18 protein-coding genes and 1 pseudogene are annotated in these 23,683 nt (G+C 64.4%); 9 read left to right on the top strand and 10 right to left on the bottom strand.

All coding sequences use genetic code 11. The annotated features are described in order from the left end of the window. The first annotated feature begins 247 nt into the window (after positions 1-247). Together M3I56_RS26620 and M3I56_RS26625 are read left to right on the top strand one after the other, a co-directional pair. Positions 248-2,038, top strand: a complete 1,791-nt coding sequence (locus tag M3I56_RS26620) for an FAD-binding oxidoreductase (RefSeq protein WP_254356479.1) — start codon at positions 248-250, stop codon at positions 2,036-2,038. 387 nt (positions 2,039-2,425) lie between these two features. Further along, positions 2,426-4,420: an alkaline phosphatase family protein gene (locus tag M3I56_RS26625; protein WP_254356480.1), complete on the top strand. Its 1,995-nt coding sequence runs from the start codon at positions 2,426-2,428 to the stop codon at positions 4,418-4,420. A 69-nt stretch (positions 4,421-4,489) separates the two neighbouring features. On the opposite strand, the gene M3I56_RS26630 is transcribed toward M3I56_RS26625, so the two are convergent. The 4 genes from M3I56_RS26630 to M3I56_RS41710 form a co-directional block, all read right to left on the bottom strand. Then, positions 4,490-6,172 (bottom strand): alkaline phosphatase family protein, encoded by a 1,683-nt coding sequence (locus tag M3I56_RS26630; RefSeq protein WP_254356481.1) that lies wholly within the window; start codon positions 6,170-6,172, stop codon positions 4,490-4,492. Between the two features lie 282 nt (positions 6,173-6,454). Further along, positions 6,455-6,709, bottom strand: coding sequence for a hypothetical protein (locus M3I56_RS26635; RefSeq protein WP_254356482.1), 255 nt, complete (start codon positions 6,707-6,709; stop codon positions 6,455-6,457). Between the two features lie 60 nt (positions 6,710-6,769). Beyond that, positions 6,770-7,120, bottom strand: a complete 351-nt coding sequence (locus tag M3I56_RS26640; protein WP_254356483.1) for a PilZ domain-containing protein — start codon at positions 7,118-7,120, stop codon at positions 6,770-6,772. 16 nt (positions 7,121-7,136) lie between these two features. After that, complete coding sequence (locus M3I56_RS41710; protein ID WP_254356484.1) at positions 7,137-7,871, bottom strand: hypothetical protein; 735 nt, start codon at positions 7,869-7,871, stop codon at positions 7,137-7,139. Between the two features lie 44 nt (positions 7,872-7,915). On the opposite strand from M3I56_RS41710, the pseudogene M3I56_RS41715 reads away from it, so the two are divergent. The 3 genes and pseudogenes from M3I56_RS41715 to M3I56_RS26660 form a co-directional block, all read left to right on the top strand. Beyond that, positions 7,916-8,107 (top strand): annotated as a pseudogene (locus M3I56_RS41715) (EAL domain-containing protein); the annotation flags it as partial. Positions 8,108-8,418: 311 nt separating this feature from the next. Next, entirely contained in the window at positions 8,419-10,170 is a 1,752-nt protein-coding gene (locus M3I56_RS26655) for a SulP family inorganic anion transporter (protein WP_254356485.1), read from the top strand. Between the two features lie 28 nt (positions 10,171-10,198). After that, positions 10,199-10,879, top strand: coding sequence for a hypothetical protein (locus M3I56_RS26660; protein ID WP_254356486.1), 681 nt, complete (start codon positions 10,199-10,201; stop codon positions 10,877-10,879). Positions 10,880-10,964: 85 nt separating this feature from the next. On the opposite strand, the gene M3I56_RS26665 is transcribed toward M3I56_RS26660, so the two are convergent. Both M3I56_RS26665 and M3I56_RS26670 read right to left on the bottom strand, forming a co-directional pair. Beyond that, positions 10,965-11,513 (bottom strand): DUF488 family protein, encoded by a 549-nt coding sequence (locus M3I56_RS26665; RefSeq protein ID WP_254356515.1) that lies wholly within the window; start codon positions 11,511-11,513, stop codon positions 10,965-10,967. 105 nt (positions 11,514-11,618) lie between these two features. After that, a complete protein-coding gene (locus M3I56_RS26670; protein WP_254356487.1) occupies positions 11,619-12,326 on the bottom strand; it encodes a transposase in 708 nt (235 codons plus the stop codon). 21 nt (positions 12,327-12,347) lie between these two features. On the opposite strand from M3I56_RS26670, the gene M3I56_RS26675 reads away from it, so the two are divergent. Then, complete coding sequence (locus tag M3I56_RS26675; RefSeq protein ID WP_254356488.1) at positions 12,348-12,548, top strand: hypothetical protein; 201 nt, start codon at positions 12,348-12,350, stop codon at positions 12,546-12,548. A 163-nt stretch (positions 12,549-12,711) separates the two neighbouring features. Here M3I56_RS26675 and M3I56_RS26680 read toward each other — a convergent pair whose 3' ends face one another. Continuing rightward, positions 12,712-13,659, bottom strand: coding sequence for an NAD(P)-dependent oxidoreductase (locus M3I56_RS26680; RefSeq protein ID WP_254356489.1), 948 nt, complete (start codon positions 13,657-13,659; stop codon positions 12,712-12,714). Then, positions 13,659-15,386: an FAD-dependent oxidoreductase gene (locus tag M3I56_RS26685; protein ID WP_254356490.1), complete on the bottom strand. Its 1,728-nt coding sequence runs from the start codon at positions 15,384-15,386 to the stop codon at positions 13,659-13,661. Before M3I56_RS26685 ends, M3I56_RS26680 begins: the two co-directional genes overlap by 1 nt. Positions 15,387-15,694: 308 nt before the next feature. Here M3I56_RS26685 and M3I56_RS26690 point away from each other — a divergent pair, with 308 nt between their 5' ends. After that, entirely contained in the window at positions 15,695-16,519 is an 825-nt protein-coding gene (locus M3I56_RS26690) for a WecB/TagA/CpsF family glycosyltransferase (RefSeq protein WP_254356491.1), read from the top strand. A gap of 58 nt (positions 16,520-16,577) precedes the next feature. Here M3I56_RS26690 and M3I56_RS26695 read toward each other — a convergent pair whose 3' ends face one another. Next, complete coding sequence (locus M3I56_RS26695) at positions 16,578-18,020, bottom strand: undecaprenyl-phosphate glucose phosphotransferase (RefSeq protein WP_254356492.1); 1,443 nt, start codon at positions 18,018-18,020, stop codon at positions 16,578-16,580. Between the two features lie 597 nt (positions 18,021-18,617). Continuing rightward, a complete protein-coding gene (locus M3I56_RS26700) occupies positions 18,618-18,965 on the bottom strand; it encodes a DUF4148 domain-containing protein (RefSeq protein ID WP_254356493.1) in 348 nt (115 codons plus the stop codon). Positions 18,966-19,239: 274 nt separating this feature from the next. Here M3I56_RS26700 and M3I56_RS26705 point away from each other — a divergent pair, with 274 nt between their 5' ends. Next, positions 19,240-22,449, top strand: a complete 3,210-nt coding sequence (locus M3I56_RS26705; protein WP_254356494.1) for an efflux RND transporter permease subunit — start codon at positions 19,240-19,242, stop codon at positions 22,447-22,449. A gap of 9 nt (positions 22,450-22,458) precedes the next feature. Continuing rightward, positions 22,459-23,673 carry an efflux RND transporter periplasmic adaptor subunit gene (locus M3I56_RS26710; protein WP_254356495.1) on the top strand — a complete coding sequence of 405 codons (1,215 nt, stop codon included), beginning with the start codon at positions 22,459-22,461 and terminating at the stop codon, positions 23,671-23,673. The last annotated feature ends 10 nt before the right edge of the window (positions 23,674-23,683 follow it).

Raw genomic sequence — 23,683 nt, forward strand, 5'->3', positions numbered from 1 at the left:
CCCCTCTGCGCTCCCCGTGGAGACAGGGCCGTAAGCAATCGCGGACACTGGAGGCGCAAGCACCCGATGTCGTCAGCCGAGGACCGTTTCCCGGACACGCAACCACTGCCAGGCGAGGCGAAGGCGGCCCCCGGATGCGTGCGCGCCCGCCCGCGCGCGCGGGCAGCATTGCATCACAATTGGGATAGCTAATCGTTTTACCCAGCTTGCCCATTCCGGTTCACCCATCGCGAGGAGAACAGCCGTCATGAAACGACGCTGCCTGCTAAAGGGGGTTGTCGCTTTGCCGTACCTCACCGCTACCTCGAGTTTCGCCGGCGCGCTGCCCGCTGCGGCTCCTGCGGGCCGCATCCGGCCCAGCGATCCCGCGTGGCCGAAAGCGCCGGAATGGGAAGCGTTGAGCCAGGCGGTCGGCGGAAATTTGCTGCAACCCACCACGATCTGGCAAACCTGCGCACAAGCGCCCCACGCGCCAGCGTGCCTGGCAAGAATCAAGGAAGCGCGCAATCCGTTCGCGCTCGGCGACGATCCTGGTGCCACCCAGATCTCCGGCTGGCTCGATGCATGGACGGCGCACGCAAGCGCCTACGCAGTGGCGGCCCGCTCGACCGCGGACGTCGTCGCGGGCGTCAATTTCGTGCGCCAACACAATTTGCGCCTCGTGGTGAAAGGCGGCGGCCACAGTTACCTTGGCGGCTCGAACGCGCCGGATTCCCTGCTGATCTGGACGCGTGGGATGAACCGCATCGAACTACATGACGCGTTCGTGCCGGCCGGCTGCTCGACGCCGCCACAGCCGGCCGTGACGGTGGAGGCAGGCTGCATGTGGATCGACGTCTATACCGCCGTCACGACGCAGGCCGGACGCTACGTCCAGGGCGGCGGCTGTACGACCGTGGGCGTTGCCGGCCTCGTTCTGGGCGGCGGCTTCGGCTCCTACTCGAAACGCTACGGACTCGCGGCCGCGAGTCTGCTCCAGGCGGAGATCGTCACCGCCGACGGCATTGTCCGCACGGTCAACGCATGCCGGGAGCCCGATCTTTTCTGGGCGCTCAAAGGGGGCGGCGGCGGCAGTTTCGGTGTGGTGACGAGGCTCACGCTACAGACCCATGACCTGCCCGCAAGCTTCGGCTGGGCCAGGTTCAAGGTCAAGACTTCATCGCCGGAGGCTTATCGGCGGCTCGCTGCGCGACTGGTCGATCACTATGCAGAACATCTGTTCAACCCTGCATGGGGCGAGCGCTTCATCTTTCACAGCGACGAGATCGAGGTGGCGATGGTGTGCCATGGCCTCGACGACCATCAGGTCAAATCGGTCTGGGCGTCCTTCATCAATTGGGTGCGGGCCTCGCCGGGCGATTTCACCCTCACCGAGGGACCTCGCGTCGGCGCCGGCCCTGCGCGTCGCTGGTGGGACGTCGAAGCCAACCCGGGACTCGTGGCCGACCCACGCACGGGCGCCGCGCACAACCATGGCTGGTGGCGAGGCGATGGCGAGCAGGCCTCCGCCTTCCTGCACGCCTACGAGTCGCAATGGCTGCCCTCGGCCCTTCTCGAACCGGCGCAACGCGGCCGGCTCGTTGACGCCTTCGTGGCGGCGGCCCAGTTTCAGGCCGTCGAACTGCATTTCAACAAGGGACTCGCGGGCGCACCGCCGGAGGTGAACGAGCAGGCGCGCCAGTGTGCCACCAACCCCAAAGTTGTCGACGCCTTCGGCCTGGTGATCGTCGCCACAGGCGGCCCGCCGCCCTTTCCGGGCCTGCCCATCGCCCCGCCTGACATGGCACAGGCACATCGCAACGCCGCGAACATAACCAAGGCCGCGACCATTCTCAAGGCGCTATCGCCAGCAAGCGGCTCCTATATTTCGGAGACCGATTTTTTTCGCAACGATTGGCGCGAAGCGTTTTGGGGCGTCAACTACGCGCGGCTAAAAACGATCAAGGATCGCTACGATCCGGAAGGGTTCTTTTACGTCCATCACGGCGTGGGCAGCGAGGACTGGAGTCCCGACGGCTTTAGGCCCGTGCCGTCGTGAACGTTGCGGTGGTGGGCGCACGCTTATTGTTTAGCTAGCCTAATTAAATACCCGAATTTTCCGCATCTCGTCGAGCGACAGAACACACAAACAAGACCCTCGATCGCGGAGACCGTCCCTTATTTCCCCGCATCCCCACATCGCGCACTGGCCTCGTCAGGACTCCCGCCCTCTTGCACAACCAAAGTCCTGCACCAATCGAAAGATCCGTGAAGGTAAATCGTAGGCGCGGTCACGTGACCTGCATAGAACCGACTTACTGCCGCCTCCTGAACGTCATGTGGAAGGTCTAGCTTTCCAGCCTGTAACACGCCGTAATGATTTGAAGTGACGCAATCGCTGCCCCACCGTCATGCAAAGAAGTGCAATGCTTCAATGGAGAGACACATGCGCCAGACATCGAGATCCAGACACCAATGGCCCGCCGTTCCCGCCTTGCTTGCGGCAGTTTCGCTAGCGGCTGCGGCACTCTACTGCTCTGCTGCCGATAGCCAGTCCACAGCGGATCCATCTTCGGTCACGGCAACGCCGATCAAGCATGTCATCATCATTGTGGGCGAAAATCGAACGTTCGATCACGTGTTCGGCGCCTATCAGCCGCGCGCGGGCCAGACCGTATGGAACCTGCTGTCGAGAGGCATCATCAGGGCAGACGGGGGACCCGGACCCAACTTCAAGCTCGCCGAGCAATACATGGCCAAGGCCACGAATCCCTCGCGGTTCGACGCCAGCCCGACGTCGAAACAACCTTACCCGACGCTGCCGGCGCCGAACACGGGCTCGGCGCCGACCGCTGCGAGCGATGCGAATCCGCCGCCATTCGCCACACTGGCGGCTGCGCAGGCAGCCGAAGGCTATGCCCTCGAATCGAGTGATGTCGTTCATTTGACGACGGGCGCAACGGGCCTCCCCAACGACGTGCCTGACGCGCGCTTTGGATCGAACCTGTACAACCTGCAGAGCGGTCCCTATCAGATCTCGCGTGTGGGTCCGAACTACGACCAGTACATGAACAGTCCGGTCCATCGGTTCTACCAGAACTGGCAGCAGTCGGACTGCAATATCGCGCACGCGACGCTCGACAATCCGAGCGGTTGCAAAATGGATCTATTCGCGTGGGTCGAAGTGTCGATAGGTGCCGGATCGAATGGCAAAGCGCAAGCGGCGAACTTCACCGACCAGTCGACCAACGAGGGCGCGACCGCGCTCGGGTTCTATAACGTGAAGAGCGGCGATATGCCCTATTTCACGGATCTCGCACTTCACTACACGATCAGCGACAACTATCACCAGCCGGTGATGGGCGGCACGGGCGCGAACAGCATCATGATCGGAACGGCCGACGCGCTCTATTACACGGACGGCAAAGGCAATCCGGCAAAGCCTCCCCAGAACGAGATCGAAAACCCGCGGCCGCAGCCAGGCACCAACAACTGGTATGCGCAGGACGGCTACTCGGGCGGGACCTATAGCAATTGCTCGGATCCGAAGCAGCCGGGCGTAGGCGCGATACGAAATTATCTCGACAGCCTGCCTTATCACCCCAATGCCAACTGCGCGCCCAGCACGTACTATCTGCTCAATAATTACAACCCCGGCTACAACGGTGACGGCACCGTCAACACGAGTACGTTCACCATCCCACCTTCGCCGGTGCGCACGATCGCCGATACGCTCCTCGAGAACAATATTTCGTGGAAATACTACGGCGAAGGCTGGAAGACATTCGTGACCAATCCTTCAACAAGTGTCTACTGCAATATCTGCAATCCGTTTCTTTATGAAACGGCGATCATGACTAATCCGGCGCTGGTGGCCGCGCATCTTCAGGACACACCGAACCTGTATTCCGACATCGCAAATGGCACACTACCCGCGGTATCGTTTGTGAAACCCGGCGGACTGCTCGATGGGCATCCGTCTTCTTCGAAGTTCGGTCTCTACGAAGGGTTCGTGCACAAGATCATCGATTCTGTTCAGGCGAACCCCGCGTTGTGGGCATCCACTGCGATCTTTATCACGACCGACGAGGGCGGCGGCTACTACGACTCCGGCTACATTCAACCCGTGGACTTCTTCGGGGACGGGCCGCGCATTCCCCTTATCGTCGTATCGCCATACTCGCGCGGCGGCCATGTCGTTCACGACTATTCGGATCACGTGTCACTCGTGAAATTCATCGAACACAACTGGTCGCTGGGACCGATCACGGCGCGCAGTCGCGACAATCTTCCCAATCCCGTCCAGCTTCCCGCGAGCCCATACGTGCCGACGAACGCGCCGGCGATCGGCGACCTGTTCAGTGCCTTCCAGTTCCAGCCCGCCAGGCAGTCCGGAGCGGACAGCGGAAACGAGGGCGCGGCGGGAATGCTGCCGTTCTGATCGCAGCAAAGACGCACACCGGACACGCCGACGGCCCTCAGCAAAAAGGGACCGTCGGCGCACTCACTGCTACTGCTCCGAACGATCGCCCGAGTCGTCGTCCCCCGTGGTCTGGAGGCCCGGAAGGACCTGGGTGCCTTCACGCTGAACGGCTACCAGCTTGTGCGGGTCGAGACCGAGCATCTTCAGGATGGTCGGCGCCACCTGCATGTTGGTCACCGGCGTATTGACGACATTCTTCTGCAGCTTCGGATTGGAGACCACCAGCAGCGTGTTCGTATCGTCCGTGTAGAGTCCGCCGTGTTCGGCCAGCTTCGCCGCGCTCTTGCTGTAGATCGTCCCGGGTATCGGCTGAATGATGAGATCGGGGACACGGCCCTGGGCAGGATCGCCCCAGATCGCCTTCAGCGCTGCGTCGTGGTAGAGCGTCTGGATGTGAGTGGAATTGCCGCTCGCCTCGTCAGCGCCAAGGATCGAGACCGCCTTGGCCGTATCGCCGTGGTTCTTGAGCCAGATGAGCGACACGTCGTCGGCCGTTTCCTGGGCAACCGGCACGCCGCCATTGCCGAGCACGGTGGCGACATCGCTCACATCGGCGGTGGCATACGCGTTCTTCGAACCGCTCAGCATGTGAAGCTTCTTGAAGTCGATCGGCGACTGGCCGTGTTTGCCGCCGACGATGAACAGCGTCGAATGCAGGAGATGGCCCGCTTTGAGCGCATCGTACATCTGGCCCAGCGAGGCATCGACGAAGTCGAGCGACTGCTCGAGCGGCAGTGTCGGCGTCCCGGCTGCATCGAGATAGCCGCCACGCGTCGTGGTCGTGCCTTCCATCGCGGACGTGACCTTCTGTCCGACGCTCACCGCCTGAAAGTTCATGCCGAAGATCGCGGGTACGCCCACCTGCTTCGTCCCGGTCTGATCGAGCCCATGAATCCAGTTCAATACGACCTTGACCTTGAAGCCGTCATAAGCCCGGGTATAGATCGGGTCGGCGGTCCAGTCGTCGGTCGCGGGCGCACCCGGAAAGCCATTGGCTTGCAGGGAGGTCGAGTTGATCTCGGGCGCGTAGAGTTCGTCGAGACCCAGCCCCGAAGGCCCGTTCACGATCTCGTACGCCGGGTGCTTGTCCGACCAGGCGGTGCGCATGCCGGCCTGATGAATGATCTCGAAGATCGTGTTCGTGCCGTTCTTGAGATACAGATGCGGCCAGACCTGCACGCAGGCGCCGCCGGCCGTCTTGCGCAGCGGGAGCTTCGCGGGATTGATGTGCGGATTGCGCGGGTCGAACGCGGCTCCCGCGGGCGGCGATCCGCCGTCGAGCTGGGTGAGATCCCAGTCGAGCGCTTCGAAGTTGGTCACCTCCGTGCCGGGCGTGCGCGTGCAATTGCTGCCTGGCGGGTACAGGGTCGCGTCGTAGGTGTCGTCATAGAAGACGCCGTGGCTCAGCGGGCTGCCGCCGGTTGCGAATGCGAGGAGGCCGGGATACGAGTCGGAAGGCCTGGATGTCGATGCGTGGGTGTACTCGACACCGTGTTTGACGAGCTTCGCGAAGGTGGATTGCGGGTGTGTCTTGATGTAGTTTTCCAGGTCGGCCTCGTGCATCCCGTCCACACTGATCAGCAAAACGTGCGTGTATCGCTGGTTGTGATCGCCATCCTGATCCTGCGCTGTCGCGGTCATGCTCGCAAACGCCAGCACGCTCGCACTGACGATTGCCCTGACTCCAAACCATTTTCCGAACGCGTTCATTCTTCACCTCTTGATATGAATTATGAATTGGGCGCGAAAGCGCCCTAGAGGAGATAAGTCGCGGAATGAGAAAATGCCGTGAAAGATTACTTTCGGTTGTCTTCCACAGGAGCGCGGGAGGCTTGAGGGACGTGCGTTTGACTCAATGTAACAGGTTGTATCAGGGCAGCGCGGCTATTCCATGACGTTGTGAATGCAGCGATCTCTTTCGGCCGATTAATCCATTCACGATGTCAATCTGGAATCCTGATGATAACGTTTATCGTTTATTGCGCTAATCGTCTAACCAGCCGAACTCGCCCCGTTCAGATCGATGTCATTGCCCTTTTCGCGCTCGAGCATATCGAGCGCGAGCACGCGCCCGACATCGCGCACGAACGCTTCCATGATCGCGAGAGACTCCGGGCTGCCCGGCACACAGTCTTCGGGATTCCGCTTTCCCTGTGCCCGTCTGATCGCGCGGATGCTGGCTTCCAGCGCCCGTGCTTCTGCCCAGATCGGATCGTCTTGCGGTGGTTTGGGTTGTTCGTGCGCCATGCTGGGATTTTCGGCGGCCGGCACACAAACTTTAGCGTCTGGGCGTGACTTGTTGAACGGCTAGGGCGCGGCCTTCGCGATGAGGTCCTGCAGACGGGCCATCGAGCGCTGATCCAGCGGGTGCATCTCGCAACCCACGCGGCTCCATCCTCTTTCCTGATCCTCGGAGATCCAGCGAACATCGAGCGCGACGGCCAGGACGATGTCGTCTTCGTCGTCGATCGGCGCCGACTGCAGCCACCCCGAGACCGTCTCTCCCCGGAAGAGCAGTCCGTTGCGCGCGTGCAGGAGCGCCCCGCGCGAGCTAAGGTCAGCGACCTGTGCGAGCGCCCTACCGTCCTTGTTCAGAAGCACAGGGGCGAACAACAGCGGCGTACGGACCTCCCGACGCATATCCAGACCACTTCGCATACGCATTACACCTGTTTCAACGTTTCATTTTTATTGAGCGTCGGGATTTTAACGTGACTGCGCACAATTGAGCGCCTGAACAGTCTGGCCGCTCTTCGCGCGCCCCCAATTCGCCCTGGCGAAATAGCGATTGCCTGCCCTCAAGTTGCGCGGATCTTTGTCGATATGTCAATTGCATTGATTGTGGGCGCAGGGTGACGAGTATGCAGCGTGGGGACAGCAAGATGGGGAATGGCGCACGGAATCCGGCCGCGAGGCCGGCGCCCATCGGGCTATGGCGCGTGCTGCACGCATGGAGCATGCGAAAACACGGCTGGTCGCGCCGCTGGCACTGATTGCGATCCTGTCGGCCATCGCCCTGAATACCGTCATCGCCCTGCGGCAATCTCATGAGCAGCGGTATGCGCTCGCGCAGCAGCGTGCGGACCTGCGAAGGCCGCGAGCGCTGCATCACCCTGCTCGACGAGTTGAAGGACATGATTCGCCATCTGGGCGCCCTGAGCAACCGGCTCGCGACGTACTCCATGCTCAAGCCGGGCAGCGTGACGATGGATACGCCGTCGCTGGGCGAACTCGACGCGCGCTTTTTCCAGACGATGCAGAAGATCGGCGAGATCCGCATGGACGAAGACGCGCACCTCGACCGGTCGGTCACCCGGGCGTCGCGTGCGTCGGGCACGATGATCGGCGCCGAGGCGCTTGTGCGATGGACCGATGCAGAACTCGGCAGCGTGTCGCCGGCGGCGTTCATCCCGGTCGCCGGGCTGATTCGCGGCATCTCTCGCCGCGCGCACGTTGGCCGGTCTGCGGGAGATGGGCGTGCGCGTCGCCATCGACGATTTCGGCACGGGTTATTCGAGCCTCGGGTATCTCAAGCGCTTTCGAGTCGATCGCCTCAAGATCGACCGCGAATTCGTGCGCGAGATTGGCCAGGACACGGAAACGGAAGCGATCACGCTCGCCGTCATCGCCGTGGCGAAGGCACTTGTACAGCCGCGCCGGCACGTCCGGTGCCGCTGCCCGCGTGAACCCGCGCTACGGCGCGCTCGCGCGGCGCGACTGCTCGCGGCGAACACAGAGCACGGGCATCGAGCAGGTGAACGCGGTCGTCACGGTGATGGATCGCGTCACCCTGGCAGCAGTAGGACCAAAGTCCGATTGACGATTGATCCACGACATGGGATTCGTCTAGTTTCCGCTTCAGCGTGTTGAATGCAGTAGCCCACAGGAAGGCAGCGGTGAGACATTCGACGTAGGCGTGCGTCGGTAGTGTTCCCGTTCCTGGAGGCCACAGCATCATGCGCGATCAGTCCGCGTCGCACCGCAAATCCGGCTTTCGTCTCCCCGTTCTCGAGTGGGTACGCGGCTACCAGACATCGTGGATCAAGCCCGACATCATCGCGGGCGTCACGGCGGCGGCTGTCGTGTTGCCCAAAGCGATGGCTTACGCGACCGTTGCCGGACTGCCCGTCGAGGCCGGACTCTACACGGCGTTTGTGCCGATGGTGATCTACGCGCTCTTCGGCACGTCGAGGCCGTTGAGCGTCAGCACCAGCGCGACGCTGGCCATCCTGAGCGCGGCCGCGCTCGCTGAGGTTGCACCGGGCGGCAATGCCGCCCAGCTGGCCGTCGCGACCGCCACGCTTACGCTGCTCGTCGGCCTCTTCCTCGTTCTCGCTGCCTTGCTCAGGCTGGGGTTTGTCGCGAACTTCATTTCCGAGCCCGTGCTGACGGGTTTCAAGGCCGGCATCGCCGTCGTCATCGTGCTCGATCAATTGCCAAAACTGATTGGCATTCATGTCGTGAAAGGAACGTTCTTTCATAACGTGTATGCGCTCGCTGCCGGGCTTCCCCATGCGTCTATGGCGACGGTTGCAATGGGCGCACTGACGATCGCTGTGCTGGTCGCGCTCGAACACTGGTATCCGAAGTCCCCGGCCCCGCTCATTGCGGTGGCGCTCGGGATAGCGTGTGTCGCCTTCGCAGGCGTGCAGCGGTACGGCGTGGAGATCGTCGGCCAGATCCCGACCGGACTGCCTTCGTTCGTGATGCCGGATCTGTCGCTGATCGACGCGCTCTGGCCAGCGGCGGTGGGCATCGCCTTGATGAGTTTTACCGAAACGATTGCTTCAGGGCGCGCATTCGCGCTCAGCGGGGAACCCGTTCCGCTGCCGAACCGCGAACTGCTGGCGACGGGTCTGGGCAACGCGGTGGGCGCGCTGTTCGGCTCGATGCCCGCGGGCGGCGGGACGACCCAGACGGCCGTCAACCGGCTGGCCGGTGCGCATTCCCAACTGGCCGAACTCGCCACCGCGGCCGTGACGCTCGGCACCATGGTGCTGCTCGCGCCCGTCATCGGTCTCATGCCGCATGCCACGCTCGCTGCCGTGGTGATCGTCTATTCGATCGGCCTGCTCAACCCGGCGGACTTTCGCGCGATCCTCGCTATCCGTCGTACCGAGTTTGTCTGGGCGGTCGTGGCGCTGGTGGGCGTCGTGCTGCTCGGAACGCTAAAGGGCATTTTGATCGCCATCGTCGTTTCGCTCGTGGCGCTCGCCCATCAGGTCTCCGATCCGCCTGTGTACGTGCTGCGGCGCAAACGCGGCACGAACGTATTCCGGCCGATTTCGGACGAGCATCCCGACGACGAGGACTTTCCCGGACTGCTGCTCCTGCGTCCCGAGGGGCGAATTTTCTTTCTCAACGCTTCCAACATCGTGCACAAGATCATGCCGCTCCTCGCCCAGACGCGCCCCAGGGTTATGGCGCTCGATATGCGGGCGGTATTCGATGTGGAGTACACAGCATTGAAGATGCTGACCGAGGCGGAGAGGAAATGTCGTGAGAGTGGGATCGAAGTCTGGGTCGTGGGCCTCAATCCCGAGGTGTTTGCCGTTGTCGAGAAAGCGCCGCTCGGCAGCGTGCTCGGACATGAGCGCATGTTTCTCAATCTCGAACAGGCGCTAGCCGCATGGTGGCAGGCGCAGCATGCCGTGTCGCGCGATCGTGTATCTTCTTCCAACATCGATCCCGGACAGAGAACGCCATGAGCGCTCATCTCCTCGTGCAAGAGGCCATATGAATACCACTACCCCGACACAGCAGAGCGCGGCCGAAAAGCGCGAGCCCATACTCAATACGGTCGAGCGCGTGACCGAACTGTGCTTTGGCCTGTTCATGGCGTTGACGTTCGTCGGCGCGGTCAAGGCCGTCACAGCGGGCGAGGACGCCGGCCGCAAACTGTTCCTGGCCGCGCTCGGATGCAATCTCGCCTGGGGCCTCGCCGACGCCGTGATGTATCTTGTCCGCACACTCGCGGATCGCGGACAGCGCCTGACACTCGCCTTGACCGTGAAGCGCGAACCGGAACGCGCCGCTGCGGTGCGGGCGTTGCGCGCCGCGTTGCCGAAGGCGCTGGAGCCGCTCGTCGACGATGAAGAACTCGAGTTGATTCGCGCGCGCCTCGCTGCGGCGCCTACGCTGCCACCTCGCGCGCATTTTAAGCGCGATGACTTTCTTGGGGCACTGGGCGTTTTTCTGCTCGTCGTCATATCGACGTTCCCCGTCGCGCTGCCCTTTATCCTCGTGAGGGATCACACAGTCGCGCTCGTCCTCTCACGCGTACTCACGCTCGCGATGCTCTTCACTGCCGGTTTTGCGCTAGGACGCTACACCGGCGCGGGCGCGATGAAAGCGGGCTTCGCCATGACGCTGCTTGGGATCGTGCTGACGGTGGCGATCATCGCGCTGGGCGGCTAGCCGTCAGTTCGATGGGCGCGGCCGTTGATGCTGGCGCTCCGGGCCTGGCAGGCGGGCGTGCCGTAGACATCGCCCGGATGGCAATTCAGGTTTTCGCCTGGTCCACCGGTGGATAGACGATCGACCCATCAGGTCGAACGACCGCACCCGCCGTCAGCCGCGCGGGTTCGTGTCGTTGCGCACTCATGATGTGTATGACTGTTTCGCCTCGCGCGATCAGATAGTCGGCGATGATGCGTCGGTGACACCGCCACCACACGGCTTCCGAGCACATCACGGCACAACGCCTGTCGTGCCCCTGTTCGACCAGATGATCGATGCCCGCGTGAAACGCTTCGGAAAGCGCATAGTCGGCGTAATGATGAAAGCTGCTGTTGATCCAGAAGCCATTGACGTCTCCGGATACGGTTCGCGATTTTCCGCGCAGCCCACCGAGTACGGTTTCGTGTTCATACGAGATATCGCATGCCGCAAGCGCAGCAGGCAGGGTTTCCTCGTTGAATTGCGGGTTGGTTCTCGACCTGGGCATTTTTCTCACGTCGACGAGCATGCCGATGTCCGCACCCCTCAATAGCCCGATAAATTCATCGAGGGTGCGGTCGGAATGGCCGATCGTGAAGAACGGGAGGGTCACACTTCCCACCTGCGCGTGAACAATAGCTGGATGACTCGCCGAGCGCTTATTATGCGCCTCCAGCAAGGAGGCGCGCGCTCGTGATTTCGAGCCCGTCGTGCCTCATCATGCGAAGGCGCTAGGCGTGCGAACCTTGGGCGGCCGGTCGCTCAGCAGCAGCGGCATCAGCCTCCGGTTGGCCGTCTGCGCCGCCCACTCGCAATAGGCGGCGCTGCCGAGCACCCAGCCCTCGAGCGTCGCCTGCATCAGGTTGTTGACTTCGCATTCGTCTGCAGGCTGCGCGCCCAGATCGCGGTAAGACTGGTGGCGCTCGAACGGCGTATTGCCGAGCGCCCGGTAGAGCGGATGATCCTTGATGAACCTGTCGACACGCAGCCCGACGTGGTGCGTGTAGCTCGACCACGGGTAGTTGCCCGGCTCGGCCACGAGGCGGTTGCGCACCGGCGCATGATCGATGACCTGGCTCGCGAGCAGGAAATAGCGGTCGGGTTCAACGATTGTTGCCCGGTACTCGCCACGCCACATCGCACCGCGGCGTCCGTGGCGGCGGTTGAACGTCTCGACATAGCGGCGGCAAACCGCCTGCATCGCCATGGCCACGCTCGATTCGTATGAAGGCGTGACAAGGAACTGCACCGCGTCGGGCATGAGCACCCACGCGTGGATGGCCAGATCGGCGACGCGCGCGGCGTCCGCCAGGCAGGCGAGGAAGTAGAGGTAGTCTCCTTCGTCGAGGAATGCGGGCCCCGTGAGCCCCTGCAAGATAACGTGCTGCGGTTGTTCTGGGACGTAGTGCCGTGCAAGCCGTGTCATGCTGAATTAACCGGAAATCCGATGTGGGAAAGCGATCCGACGGGTATCGGTCGCCTGACGCTGCGTGAGTGCATCTACGATCAAATTCTATGGGGCGCGCGCGTGCGTCTGCGTCGCGAACAGGCCTTTTTTATGGCCTCAATTCGCCGATTTGCCGATCGCAACGCGCGCCTTTTTATGCCGCCGCTGAATAGCCGTCGCACCGCGATCCGGAACCACTAAGTCATGGCAACACGAGCGTACGGTCTCCCTTCGCAGCGCACCTGAACCGGTCAATGTTCGCCGCCAAGTGTTTCGCGATTTCTATTAATAGGAATCCGAACAATAACGGGCGCGCCGCAGCCCGAAATGTCGACGAACCGACACCCGGGCTAACCCAACCGGTTCAGTCGGTGCGCGACGCCGCCGCCACGAACGCTTCGGCCTGCAGCGCGACGCGCCACGGCGTCCACGCCATATCAAAAGCTTTTTCCGCGCGCCGCGCATCGAGCCGGATGTCCTGTTGCCACAGCCGCGCGAGCGAAGGCGGCAGCGGCGCCGGCACCTTCACGCCCCCAAGTTTCCGCCCGGCGATCTCGGCAATCTTCAGCGCAGGCGCCCACACCTTCGTTTCGAGCGCGAGACGCCGCGCACCGATCCGCTCCACCGGCGTCGCCCCCAAAATACGTGCGTACGCGACGAAGTACTCGTTCCAGCGCGGCGCCTGGGCCATCGCCAGGTTGTAGGCCTGTGCGCCCGAAGCCGGCGTGCGCAGCGCAGCCAGCGCCGCCTGCACGACGTCGTCGATGTGCACGAGATTGCTGCAACCGTCGCCAGCGGCGCCGAGGTCGCCCAGGCGCCGCGCGCGCAGCAGCTGCGCAATGCGTGCCGACCATTGCGGACTGCCGCCTCCATAAATGCAGCCCGGGCGCAATATCGTGAGCGCAGGCAGCGAAGCGAGCAGTCGTTCCGACTCGACCTTGGCATGGCCATAGGGGCTCGCGGCGTCGAGCACGGCTGCTTCGTCGATGCGGCCTTCGGCGGCGCCGTACACCGCCATCGAACTGAAGTGGACCACGGGCAGCGGCGCACCGCGTGCCTCCAGCGCGGCAGCCAGCGCGCGCGCATTTGCGACGATCGTCGCCGGCGCACCTGCCACGCAGTTGACCACGCCGTCCACGTCGGCCAGCGCGGCGGCGAGCGACGCGGGGTCCGCCGCATCGACACGGCGCAAGCCGCTCCCTTGCCTGCGCGAGGCGGCAACCGGCTCGGCCCATTCGGTACTGTTTAGCGCTTTCACCAGATGGCGGCCGACAAAGCCGGTCGCACCGAGAACGAGAATACGGGCTTTCATCACGCGGGTTCGGAATGGTTTGCAGTGGGAACGGACAGCGCGCCGATATCGGCGGCGCCCTTGAGGTGTTCGGCGAGCCGCAGTGCGAGCGCGACGATGGTCAAGGTCGGATTCGCCTGGCCCGAAGTCGGGAACACCGCGGCGCCCGTCACATAGACGTTGTCCGCTTCGTGCAGCCGGCAGTCGGCATCGACCACGCTCGTGCGCACGTCTCGCCCCATGCGCGCCGTGCCGATGTGATGGCCGCCATAGGCGCCGTAGCGCGTCATTTCGGCTTCGACCTGCGCGGGGTCGTAGCTGAAGCGGCCGACGCCCGCGCGCTCGACCTCGTGCGCGAGCGCGGCGAGCGCACGGCTCACGGTCGCGACGTCCTGTTGCGTGTAGCGCCAGTCCACATGAATGCGGCGCAGGCCGAGCGTATCGGTTTCGTCGCCGAGCGTGACGCGGCTCGCCGGATTGGGCTCCTGCTCCGCGTGGAAGTCGAGCGAGAAGCACAGATTCGCGGGCCGCACGATCACCGAGGGGAACTTGCGCGCGGCCAGCGTGCGCCGCCGCAGCCAGTGCCACAGGAAACGCGCCGTGTTCGGCGCGTCGGCAACGACGTTATTCAGGTGCGCGAGCGTGGAGCCCGCATAGCCTTCTGGCGTGCCGTCGTAGAGGCGCTTTGCGTATTCGTAGGGCACGATGCCGCGCGCGAGATACAGCGCGGAGAGGATGCCGTTGCCGTGCCCGGCGTCCGGAATGCGCGGATGATGCAGGCGCGCAATGAAGTTGCCCGCGCGCAGCGCGGCTTGCTGCTCCGGGCGCAGCGCGAGGCGGCGGCGGCAATAGATACCCTCTTCCGTCACCTCGTAGTCGTGCCACACCGACTGCGCCGCCGCGAGATCGAGCGTGCCGATCGTGCCCGCGAGATGGCTCATGTAATAGCGGCCCACCGCATCATGGGCGTTGCCGAGTCCCCGGCCGCTCGGCCCAGGGCTGTTGAGCAACAGGCGTGGCACTTCTAGCCCGCCGGCCGCGAGCACGTAGGCGCGCGCGGCCACCTCGAACGTTGCGCCGCCCGTCGCGTCCGTCGCGCCCGTCGTGTTCAGTACGCGCACCTGGGCCGCGCCGACACGCCGCGTCGAACCCGCCAGCATCGGCAGGCGGCACAGGTTCGCATGCTGGAGCACGCGCACGCGGCCTTTCGCGAGGCGCGCCCGGTAACGCTGACCGAAATCGGTCGGGCAGCTGAAGCGCTCGAGCGTGTGCGTCGAAAACACGTCGCTGGCATAGCCGCCGATCATCGGGCGCAGCGGCGCGGCGAACGCGCCTTCGGCCGTATAGGCGAATTCGCCCGCTTCGCACAGCGCGTTGGCTTGCGGGTAGTGGCGCAGCACATCGGCGAAGGCGATCGGCCAGCCGCTGTGCGCGACGTAGTCGCGCGCCTCGAAGTCGAGCGCGTCGAGCGGCATGCAGCGGCCGCCCCACAGCGTGGTCGAGCCGCCGAAGCGGCGCACACGGTAGTTGTCCGGCGGCGGATGAAGCGCCGCATTCGCCACCGTGCCCGCGTACAGCTGCTGGGTGGCGGGCTCGGGCGCATCGCCGCCGCTCTCCAGCACGATCACGTCGAGCCCGCTCTCCTCCAGCGCGAGCGCGAGCGCAATGCCGGCGGCACCGGCGCCCACAATGCACAGGTCCGCGCGCAGCGTCGTGCCGGCGGGAATCTCACGGGCGTCGGTGATCATCGTCTGTCATGAACGGTAAAGGAAAAACGGGCCGCGGCGATAGTAGCCGATCGCACGCATGCAACCGCCGGCGCAAGCAGAGAAATTTCAGACGCATGCCGATTTTTGTCTCTAAAAAAACACTGTTGTGTTACCCGCCGCACCGACACAGCAGTAAGATTCTGTCTGAAGTCCAAAGCGCCTTGGCAAAAGCCAGGAGACCAGAAAAAAACATAACGTTCGACGCATGACGGGGTGGCACGACGCCGGTTCAACGGGCGCCGTGCGTGGCTCACGTCGTGTGCGCACGTCGGGGTCACAAAAACAGGATGAGCACGCCTTACATAACGGCGGCGCCGCAGGCAGCCGCACGGGGTGTCTTCAAGCCGAGCATTCCCTTGTTCGGACTCAATATCGCCGCCGTGTCGTTCGACACCGCGCTCGACGTGCTTTGTGCCGCCGCCGTGCAGCGCGACGGCCGGGCGCGGGTGGCGGTCACGCCGAACGTCGATCACGTGGTGCGTCTCGACACGCAGCCCGACCTTCAACGCCTTTACCGCACCGCCGACTTCCTGTTCGCGGACGGCATGCCCGTTGTCTGGGCGAGCCGCCTGTTCGGCGCGCCGCTGCCGGAACGCGTGACCGGCTCGGACCTGTTGCCCGCGCTGTGCGAGCGCGCCCGCGCGGGCGGCTGGAAAGTCGTGGTGGTGGGCGGTCGTCCGGGCCACGAAGCCACGCTCCTGAATGGCTTCGCGCAGCACTATCCTGGCCTCGACGTCGAGGTGATCGCGCCTTCCATGACGTTCGTTCCGACCGGCCCCGAGGGCGATGCGGTGGCCGAGCGCGTGCGCGCGGCCGCGCCCGATATCGTGTTCGTGTGCCTCGGCATGCCCAAGCAGGAACGCTGGGCCCTGCATCACGCCAGCAAGCTGCCGGGCGGCCTCATGCTGTGCGCGGGGGCGGCCGTCGAGTTCGCCGTCGGCCTGCAGCAGCGCGCCCCCGTGTGGATGCAGCGCTGCGGCCTCGAATGGTGCTGGCGCATCAAACAGGACCCCGCGCGCCTGTGGCGCCGCTACCTCGTGGACGACCGCCGCTTCTTCGCCATCCTCTGGCGTCACTGGCGCATGGCGCGCACGCAGCAGCGCGCGGCGTAAAGCCGCCGATGCGAGCGCGGCCGGCTCAGGTCCGGCCACGTCTCGCGCGGCGCTCGCTTCACACCGCATTGCGGCCCGAGACGATCGACGGGACCGTCTTCAGCAGGATCTGCAGATCGAGCCATAGCGACCAGTGCGTGATGTAGTAACGGTCGTACTCCACGCGGCGCTGCATCTTGTCGGGCGTATCGGTCAAGCCGCGCAGCCCGTTGATCTGCGCCCACCCCGTGATGCCCGGCTTCACGCTATGGCGCAGCATGTAGCCGGAAATCAGCTGCCGGTACTCTTCGTTGTGCTCCGCCGCGTGTGGACGCGGACCCACGAGACTCATCGAACCGCCCAGCACGTTGAAGAGCTGCGGCAACTCGTCGAGCGAAGTCCGGCGCAGATAGCGCCCTACGCCCGTGATCCGGTCGTCGCCGTTGCGGGCCTGGCGCACACCCTGCTCTTCTGCATCTTCCTCGCTCTGCGCCGCGACGCGCATCGAGCGGAATTTGTGCACGACGATCGCCCGGCCGTGCTCGCCGTTGCGACGCTGCCTGAACAGCACCGGACCCGGTGAATCGAGCCGGATCACCAGAGCGATCGCGAGCATGACTGGCCACAGCAGCGCGAGCAGCAACGCCGCGCCGGCAATGTCGACCGCGCGCTTGAGCATGCGCGAAAGCCCCAGAATCGGAACGTCGTGCAGAGCGAGCAGCGGCACCCCGGCGAGGTCCGCGCCGGTCGTCGCGACGTCTTCGAGATAATGCAGCTCGGGCACGAGATAGATCGCGGCCGTTGAATCGTAGAGGCGCGACACGATGTCGGCCGTGATGTCCTTCACTGCCGTCGCGTCGGCTCGCACCACCCCGGCCTGCCCCATGGCGAGGAACACGATTTCGTAGTCGTTCGCGTGGATGCGCGCGGCGGCGTCTTCATAGCGGCCGAGATACGGCGGCAGCGTTTCCCCGTCACGCGGCGCAGCGGGCGCATCGTTGTAATAGCCCTTCACGTGAATGCCGAGAATCGGCGAACGCTGCAGGCGCAGGTTCAGCTTGCGCGCCTCGCTACCCATGCCGAAGAACACCGCACGGCGCAGGTTGCCGGGCGCGTTGTTGACGCTGTGGGCCACGCCGCGCAAAACAGCGAGGCCGACGAGTTGCAGCGGCAGCGCAATGACGGCCCACTGCGCGACCAGCGTGCGCAGGGCCGTCGTGCCGCTATCGCCATGCGTCACGAACAGCAGCACCATGAGCGCGATCGGCAGCCGGCACCACCGCCACGCGCCGCGGCCCAGCATCCACCATAGATGACGCGCGCTGGCAATCAGGTGAAAGCGCGCAAACACGACGAACGCGGCCACGGCGAACGCGCCTGTCAACGCACGCGTGTACGGCGTGTCGCCGCTCTGTCCGCGCAGCAATAGCAGCGCGACGAGCGCGCCCGTATTGAGCGCCGCGCTGATGACACCGACCAGCGCCATAAAGAGGCGGTGATGGTGGGTCGACTGGGTGGACATGACGGGTTCGGCCAGTATGTGCGACTGTTTGATACGCCTGATTGGCATGACGGCGGGATTAGACCGCGAGGGGAATGACCGTCTGCGCAAGGCGCAACAGCGGCAAGCGGCGGCAGACGATTCGCCGGAAAGGCGAAACGCGAGTCTCAAACGCTTGCGATTAAACACACAATCCGAACGTACGCGCTTTTTTTAAACATGGAGCGCAATTCGTAGTGCAAGACGGCCGCTCCCCGTCGGCCTGATGACGCGGACTCCTTTTCCGGCAGCGCGAGTGGTCTGGATTCGCGCCGATAGTCCGGAATGGAGAGCGGCCATCCCATATTCGCGCGTATCATACCAGCGCACTATGAATTTGCGTGCGTCTGAAAGATGACACCGTAAAAACGCGCGATATTGTGGTGAATTTGCCAATGCAACTGATTTAACGTCGCCGCTATTAATGGGGCAAGTTCGCGACTTTAATAAAAATGAATAACCCTTTTTTGCGCGCGAATGGGGCGAATTACGTCCGCGCAAACGTTTGATCAAGCGAATCGAAATGCGCGGCGGCGCCCGGCGTTATCGCCGGGGCGGCTGCGCCGCCCTGTGGCTCGCTCAGTGGCCCGCATAAATCGAGCGCCCGCCGACGCTGGCCATGACCGGTGCGCCCGCGTCCGAGCTGCCCGTCATCGCCACGCCGCCGACCGCCGTGTTGCCCGGCGCGGCCTGCTGGGTCTTTTGCGCCTGCTCCTGAGCCACGATCGCCTCCGCGTGCTGGATGTCATCAGGATAGTTGACATCCTTGGCCACAGGACGATACCCCGCCTGCTCCACCCGCACGAGATCGGCGATCACTTGAGCACGCGTGACCGGCGCGTTAGCGGGGTTGGCGGTCTGTGCGAAAGCGGCAGCCGGCGCGGCCAGGGCGCAGGCAACGAGCAATGTGGAAACGAGTGCTTTCATGATGTTCACCTCTCAAAGAATGGCCGCCGCATCGGGAAAGGATGCCGCCGCAGCCGCCCTCGGCAATGTCGCGAAGGTTGAGCGCATTCTGGTCGCGCGGCGCTGACGCAAAGCTGACCTGCTGATTACGAATTCGTTATCTGGGCGCAACGCGCTCACAGCGGCCAACGCGCCCTGCGCGGCGAAGATGACAAATCCGTAATGTCGAGGTCAGCACGGGGTAAGCGCGCCCTCCCGATACTTGCGCCACTCCTGCCTCAACCCGGACCCCGTCATGTGGATCGTCAAACTGGCTCTCAGACGGCCCTACACGTTCATCGTGCTGGCCATACTGCTCTTCATCCTTGGGCCGCTCGCCATCATGCGCACGCCCACGGACATTTTTCCGAACATCAATATCCCGGTGGTCAGCATCGTCTGGACCTACAACGGTTTCTCCGCCGAGGACATGGCTCACCGCATCACCTCGAACTACGAGCGCGCGCTGACTTCGGACGTGGATGACATCGAGCACATCGAATCGCAATCGCTCAACGGCGTTTCGGTCGTGAAGGTGTTCTTCCATCCGGGCGCCGACATCAACCGCGCGATTGCGGAGGCGGCGTCGAACTCCGCTTCGATCCTGCGCGTCCTGCCGCCGGGCACGCTGCCGCCGAACATCATCACGTACAACGCCTCCACGGTGCCGGTGCTGCAACTGGGCCTGTCCAGCGCGACCTTGCCCGAGCAGTCGCTTTACGACCTCGGCAACAGCTTCATCCGCACGCAGCTCGCGACCGTCCAGGGCGCGGCCGTGCCGCTGCCCTATGGCGGCAAGATCCGCCAGATCATGGTGCAGCTCGATCCGAAAGCGTTGCAGGCCAAGGGTCTCGCGCCCGCGGACGTCGTCAACGCCGTGAACGCGCAGAACCTCATCCTGCCCGGCGGCACCGCGAAAATCGGTTCGCGCGAATACAACGTGGAGATGAACGGCAGCACACAAACCGTGGCGGCGCTCAACGACCTGCCCATCAAGACCGTGAACGGCAGCGTGGTATATGTGCGCGACGTCGCGCATGTGATCGACGGCTACGCGCCGCAAACGAACATCGTGCGCGCCGACGGCAAACGCGCGGCACTCCTTACCGTCGAAAAGACCGGCAGCGCCTCGACGCTCACGATCATCCAGCAGGTGAAGGCCATGCTGCCGAAGATCGCGGCGGGCCTGCCGAGCGCGCTCAGGATCACACCGCTCTCCGATCAGTCCGTATTCGTGAAGTCGGCGATCTCGGGCGTGGTGCGCGAAGCGCTCATTGCGGCTTGCCTCACCGCCGCGATGATCCTGCTCTTTCTCGGCAACTGGCGCGCCACGCTCATCATCGCCGTGACGATTCCGCTCGCCGTGCTCACGTCGCTCATCGCGCTCGCGGCGCTCGGCGAGACCATCAACATCATGACGCTCGGCGGCCTCGCGCTCGCGGTCGGCATCCTCGTCGACGACGCCACCGTCGCCATCGAAAACATCACGCATCACCTGGAGCGCGGCGCGCCGCTGCACGACGCCATCCTCAACGGTTCCGGCGAGATCGCCGTGCCGACGTTCGTTTCGACGCTCTCCATCTGCATCGTGTTCGTGCCGATGTTCCTGCTTTCGGGCGTGGCGCGGTATCTGTTCGTGCCGCTCGCCGAGGCCGTGGTGTTCGCGATGTGCGCGTCGTACTTCTTCTCGCGCACGCTGATTCCCACGCTCGCCATGTATCTGCTGCGCACACGCAAGCCTGACGCTGCACCCAGGCGCGGCATCGCGGGTCTGTTGACGCGCTTTCAGGCGGGCTTCGAACGACGCTTCGAAGCGGTGCGCAACCGCTATCGCGCGCTGCTTCAGGCCGCGATAGCGCAGCGCCGCCGATTCGTCGTGCTGTGGGTCGCGCTGTGCCTCGGCTCGCTCGTGCTCGTGCCGTTCACCGGCCGCGACTTCTTTCCCGCTGTCGATACCGGCGAAATCCGCCTGCATCTGCGCGCGCCCACCGGCACGCGCATCGAGGAGACGGCCCGCCTCACCGACGAAGTCGAAGCGAAAATCCGCAGCGTGATTCCGCCCGCCGAACAGGCCGCGGTGCTCGACAACATCGGCGTGCCGGTGAGCGGCATCAACCTCACGTACGACTCCTCGGACCCCATCGGCCCCGAAGACGCCGACATCCTCATCACGCTCGCGCCGAAGCACAAACCCACCGCGCAATATGTGGCGACACTGCGCAACGTGCTCAACGCGTCGTTTCCCGGCGTGACGTTCGCGTTCCTGCCTGCCGACATCGTGAGCCAGATCCTGAACTTCGGCCTGCCCGCGCCCATCGACGTGCAGATCGTCGGCAACAAGCTCGCGCAGAATCGCGTCGTGGCGAACCGCCTGCTCGACCAGATGCGCGGCGTGCGCGGCCTCGTCGACGCGCGCATCCAGCAGCCCGGCGACGAGCCCACCCTCAACGTCGACGTGGACCGTACGAAGGCCTTGCAAGCGGGCCTCACGCAGCACGATGTGGCGCAGAACCTGCTCATCGCGCTCTCGGGCAGCTCGCAAACCACGCCCAATTTCTGGCTCGATCCGAAGAACGGCGTGAGCTATCCGCTCGTGACCGAGGTGCCGCAATACGATATTCATTCCCTGCAAACGCTCGCCAATATTCCGGTGACGACGTCGCAATCCGTCACGTTCACGCCGCAGAATCAGCTAGGCACGCTCGGCACGGTCTCGCGCAGCTCGCAGGAAGCCGTGGTCTCTCACTACAACGTGCAGCCCGTGCTCGACATCTTCGCCTCGACGCAAGGGCGCGACCTGGGCGGCGTCGCCTCCGACGTGAACCGACTCGTGAACGCCGCGCGCGCGCAACTGCCGCCGGGCTCATCGATCGTGATGCGCGGCCAGGTGCAGTCGATGAACGCCTCGTTCAGCGGCCTCGCAGCGGGCCTCGTGTTCGCCATCGCGCTCGTCTACCTGCTGATGGTCGTGAACTTCCAGTCGTGGCTCGATCCGCTCATCATCGTGAGCGGCCTGCCGGCCTCGCTCGCCGGCATCGCGTGGATGCTGTTCGTCACGCAGACCACGCTGAGCGTGCCGGCCCTCACGGGCACGATCCTCTGCATGGGCATCGCCACGGCCAACAGCATTCTCGTCATCAATACGGCGCGCGAGTCGCTTGCCGCCGGCATGGAACCGCTCGCCGCCGCGCTCGACGCGGGCTTCAACCGCTTTCGCCCGGTGCTGATGACGGCGCTCGCCATGCTGATCGGCATGTTGCCGATGGCGCTGGGTCTCGGCGACGGCGGCGAACAGAACGCGCCGCTCGGACGCGCCGTGATTGGCGGCCTCGCGATCGGCACGCTCTCCACGCTCGTGTTCGTGCCGGTCGTGTTCGGCATGGTGCATGGCTGGCTCGCGCAACGCCGCGCCGCGCGCAATGCCAGTAACGATGCGCAAGCCAGTGTAACCACTCACGTTGAATAAGGATTCCAGATGAAATCGCAGACACCGCACGAAGAACGCGATGCCGCGGCGCCAACCGCAACGCGAGGCCGCACCGCTGTCGTCGTCGGCCTTACCTGCCTCGCCATCGCCGTCACGCTCCTCACCGCGGGCATCGTGCCGCGCCTCGAAGCGCGCACCGCGCAAGCCCGGCAGGTCGCGGCGCAGCGCGAGCTGATCGTCTCCACGCTCACGCCCACGCGCGCGCCCGCGACGCAAGACCTGTTGCTGCCCGGATCGGTCATGTCCTGGGCCGACGCCTCGATCTACGCGCGTACGAGCGGGTACGTGCAGCACTGGTACACGGATATCGGCGCGCACGTGAAGGCGGGTCAGACGCTCGCGCAGATCGACACGCCCGAACTCGACGCGCAACTCCAGCAGGCGCGCGCCGACGAAGCCACCGCACAGGCCAACTATCGCTTCGCCAGCAGCACGGCGCAGCGCTGGCAGACGATGCTGCAGACGCAATCGGTTTCCGAGCAGGACGCCCAGGCAAAAACGAGCGACGCCGCCGCGAAACTCGCCACGCTCCAGGCGGCGCAGGCCAACGTGGCGCGGCTGCAGGAGCTGGTTGCCTACCAGAACGTGACGGCGCCTTTCGACGGCGTCGTTACGGCGCGCAACGTGCAGGTGGGCGCGCTCGTCACCGCGGGCGGCACGCCCGGCCTCGCCACGATGCCAGGCGAGCTGTTTCATCTCTCGCAGACCGACCGGCTGCGCGTGTACGTGGACGTGCCTCAGGACGACGCGAGCCTCGTCACGCCTGGCATGACCGTCTGGTTGACGACGCAGCAATATCCGGGCCGCCGCTTCGAGGCGAGCGTTGCGCGCAGCTCGAACGTGATCGATCCGCTGAGCCGCACGTTGCGCGTGGAAGTCGATGTGGACAACCATGACGGCGCGCTGATGCCCGGCGCCTACGCGCAGGTGCATCTTGCGCTCACGGCGGCGGCCCCGGCGCTCGAACTGCCTGTGAGCGCGCTGCTGTTCCGCCCGGACGGCGTGACCGTCGCGGTGGTGGATGCAAAGAACACGGTGCAATTGCGCACGGTGACCATAGGCCGCGACTTCGGCACCTACGTGGAAATCGCCACCGGACTCACGCCGACCGATCGCGTCATCAACAATCCCGGCGACGCCATTGCCAGCGGCCAGAGCGTGCACGTGGCGGCGCCCTCGACGGCTACGAAAGCGAAAGCGTAAGCGAGGCTCA

This window comes from Paraburkholderia sp. CNPSo 3281 (assembly GCF_024206515.1).
In the GTDB taxonomy this organism is placed as follows: Bacteria; Pseudomonadota; Gammaproteobacteria; order Burkholderiales; family Burkholderiaceae; genus Paraburkholderia; species Paraburkholderia nodosa.

What these genes read in the sequence shown, in the direction of transcription:
- M3I56_RS26620 (WP_254356479.1), top strand. Translation starts at nt 248, where the DNA reads ATGAAACGACGCTGCCTGCTAAAGGGGGTTGTCGCTTTGCCGTACCTC.
- M3I56_RS26625 (WP_254356480.1), top strand. Translation starts at nt 2,426, where the DNA reads ATGCGCCAGACATCGAGATCCAGACACCAATGGCCCGCCGTTCCCGCC.
- M3I56_RS26630 (WP_254356481.1), bottom strand. Translation starts at nt 6,172, where the DNA reads ATGAACGCGTTCGGAAAATGGTTTGGAGTCAGGGCAATCGTCAGTGCG.
- M3I56_RS26635 (WP_254356482.1), bottom strand. Translation starts at nt 6,709, where the DNA reads ATGGCGCACGAACAACCCAAACCACCGCAAGACGATCCGATCTGGGCA.
- M3I56_RS26640 (WP_254356483.1), bottom strand. Translation starts at nt 7,120, where the DNA reads ATGCGAAGTGGTCTGGATATGCGTCGGGAGGTCCGTACGCCGCTGTTG.
- M3I56_RS41710 (WP_254356484.1), bottom strand. Translation starts at nt 7,871, where the DNA reads ATGAACGCCGCCGGCGACACGCTGCCGAGTTCTGCATCGGTCCATCGC.
- M3I56_RS26655 (WP_254356485.1), top strand. Translation starts at nt 8,419, where the DNA reads ATGCGCGATCAGTCCGCGTCGCACCGCAAATCCGGCTTTCGTCTCCCC.
- M3I56_RS26660 (WP_254356486.1), top strand. Translation starts at nt 10,199, where the DNA reads ATGAATACCACTACCCCGACACAGCAGAGCGCGGCCGAAAAGCGCGAG.
- M3I56_RS26670 (WP_254356487.1), bottom strand. Translation starts at nt 12,326, where the DNA reads ATGACACGGCTTGCACGGCACTACGTCCCAGAACAACCGCAGCACGTT.
- M3I56_RS26675 (WP_254356488.1), top strand. Translation starts at nt 12,348, where the DNA reads ATGTGGGAAAGCGATCCGACGGGTATCGGTCGCCTGACGCTGCGTGAG.
- M3I56_RS26680 (WP_254356489.1), bottom strand. Translation starts at nt 13,659, where the DNA reads ATGAAAGCCCGTATTCTCGTTCTCGGTGCGACCGGCTTTGTCGGCCGC.
- M3I56_RS26685 (WP_254356490.1), bottom strand. Translation starts at nt 15,386, where the DNA reads ATGATCACCGACGCCCGTGAGATTCCCGCCGGCACGACGCTGCGCGCG.
- M3I56_RS26690 (WP_254356491.1), top strand. Translation starts at nt 15,695, where the DNA reads ATGAGCACGCCTTACATAACGGCGGCGCCGCAGGCAGCCGCACGGGGT.
- M3I56_RS26695 (WP_254356492.1), bottom strand. Translation starts at nt 18,020, where the DNA reads ATGTCCACCCAGTCGACCCACCATCACCGCCTCTTTATGGCGCTGGTC.
- M3I56_RS26700 (WP_254356493.1), bottom strand. Translation starts at nt 18,965, where the DNA reads ATGAAAGCACTCGTTTCCACATTGCTCGTTGCCTGCGCCCTGGCCGCG.
- M3I56_RS26705 (WP_254356494.1), top strand. Translation starts at nt 19,240, where the DNA reads ATGTGGATCGTCAAACTGGCTCTCAGACGGCCCTACACGTTCATCGTG.
- M3I56_RS26710 (WP_254356495.1), top strand. Translation starts at nt 22,459, where the DNA reads ATGAAATCGCAGACACCGCACGAAGAACGCGATGCCGCGGCGCCAACC.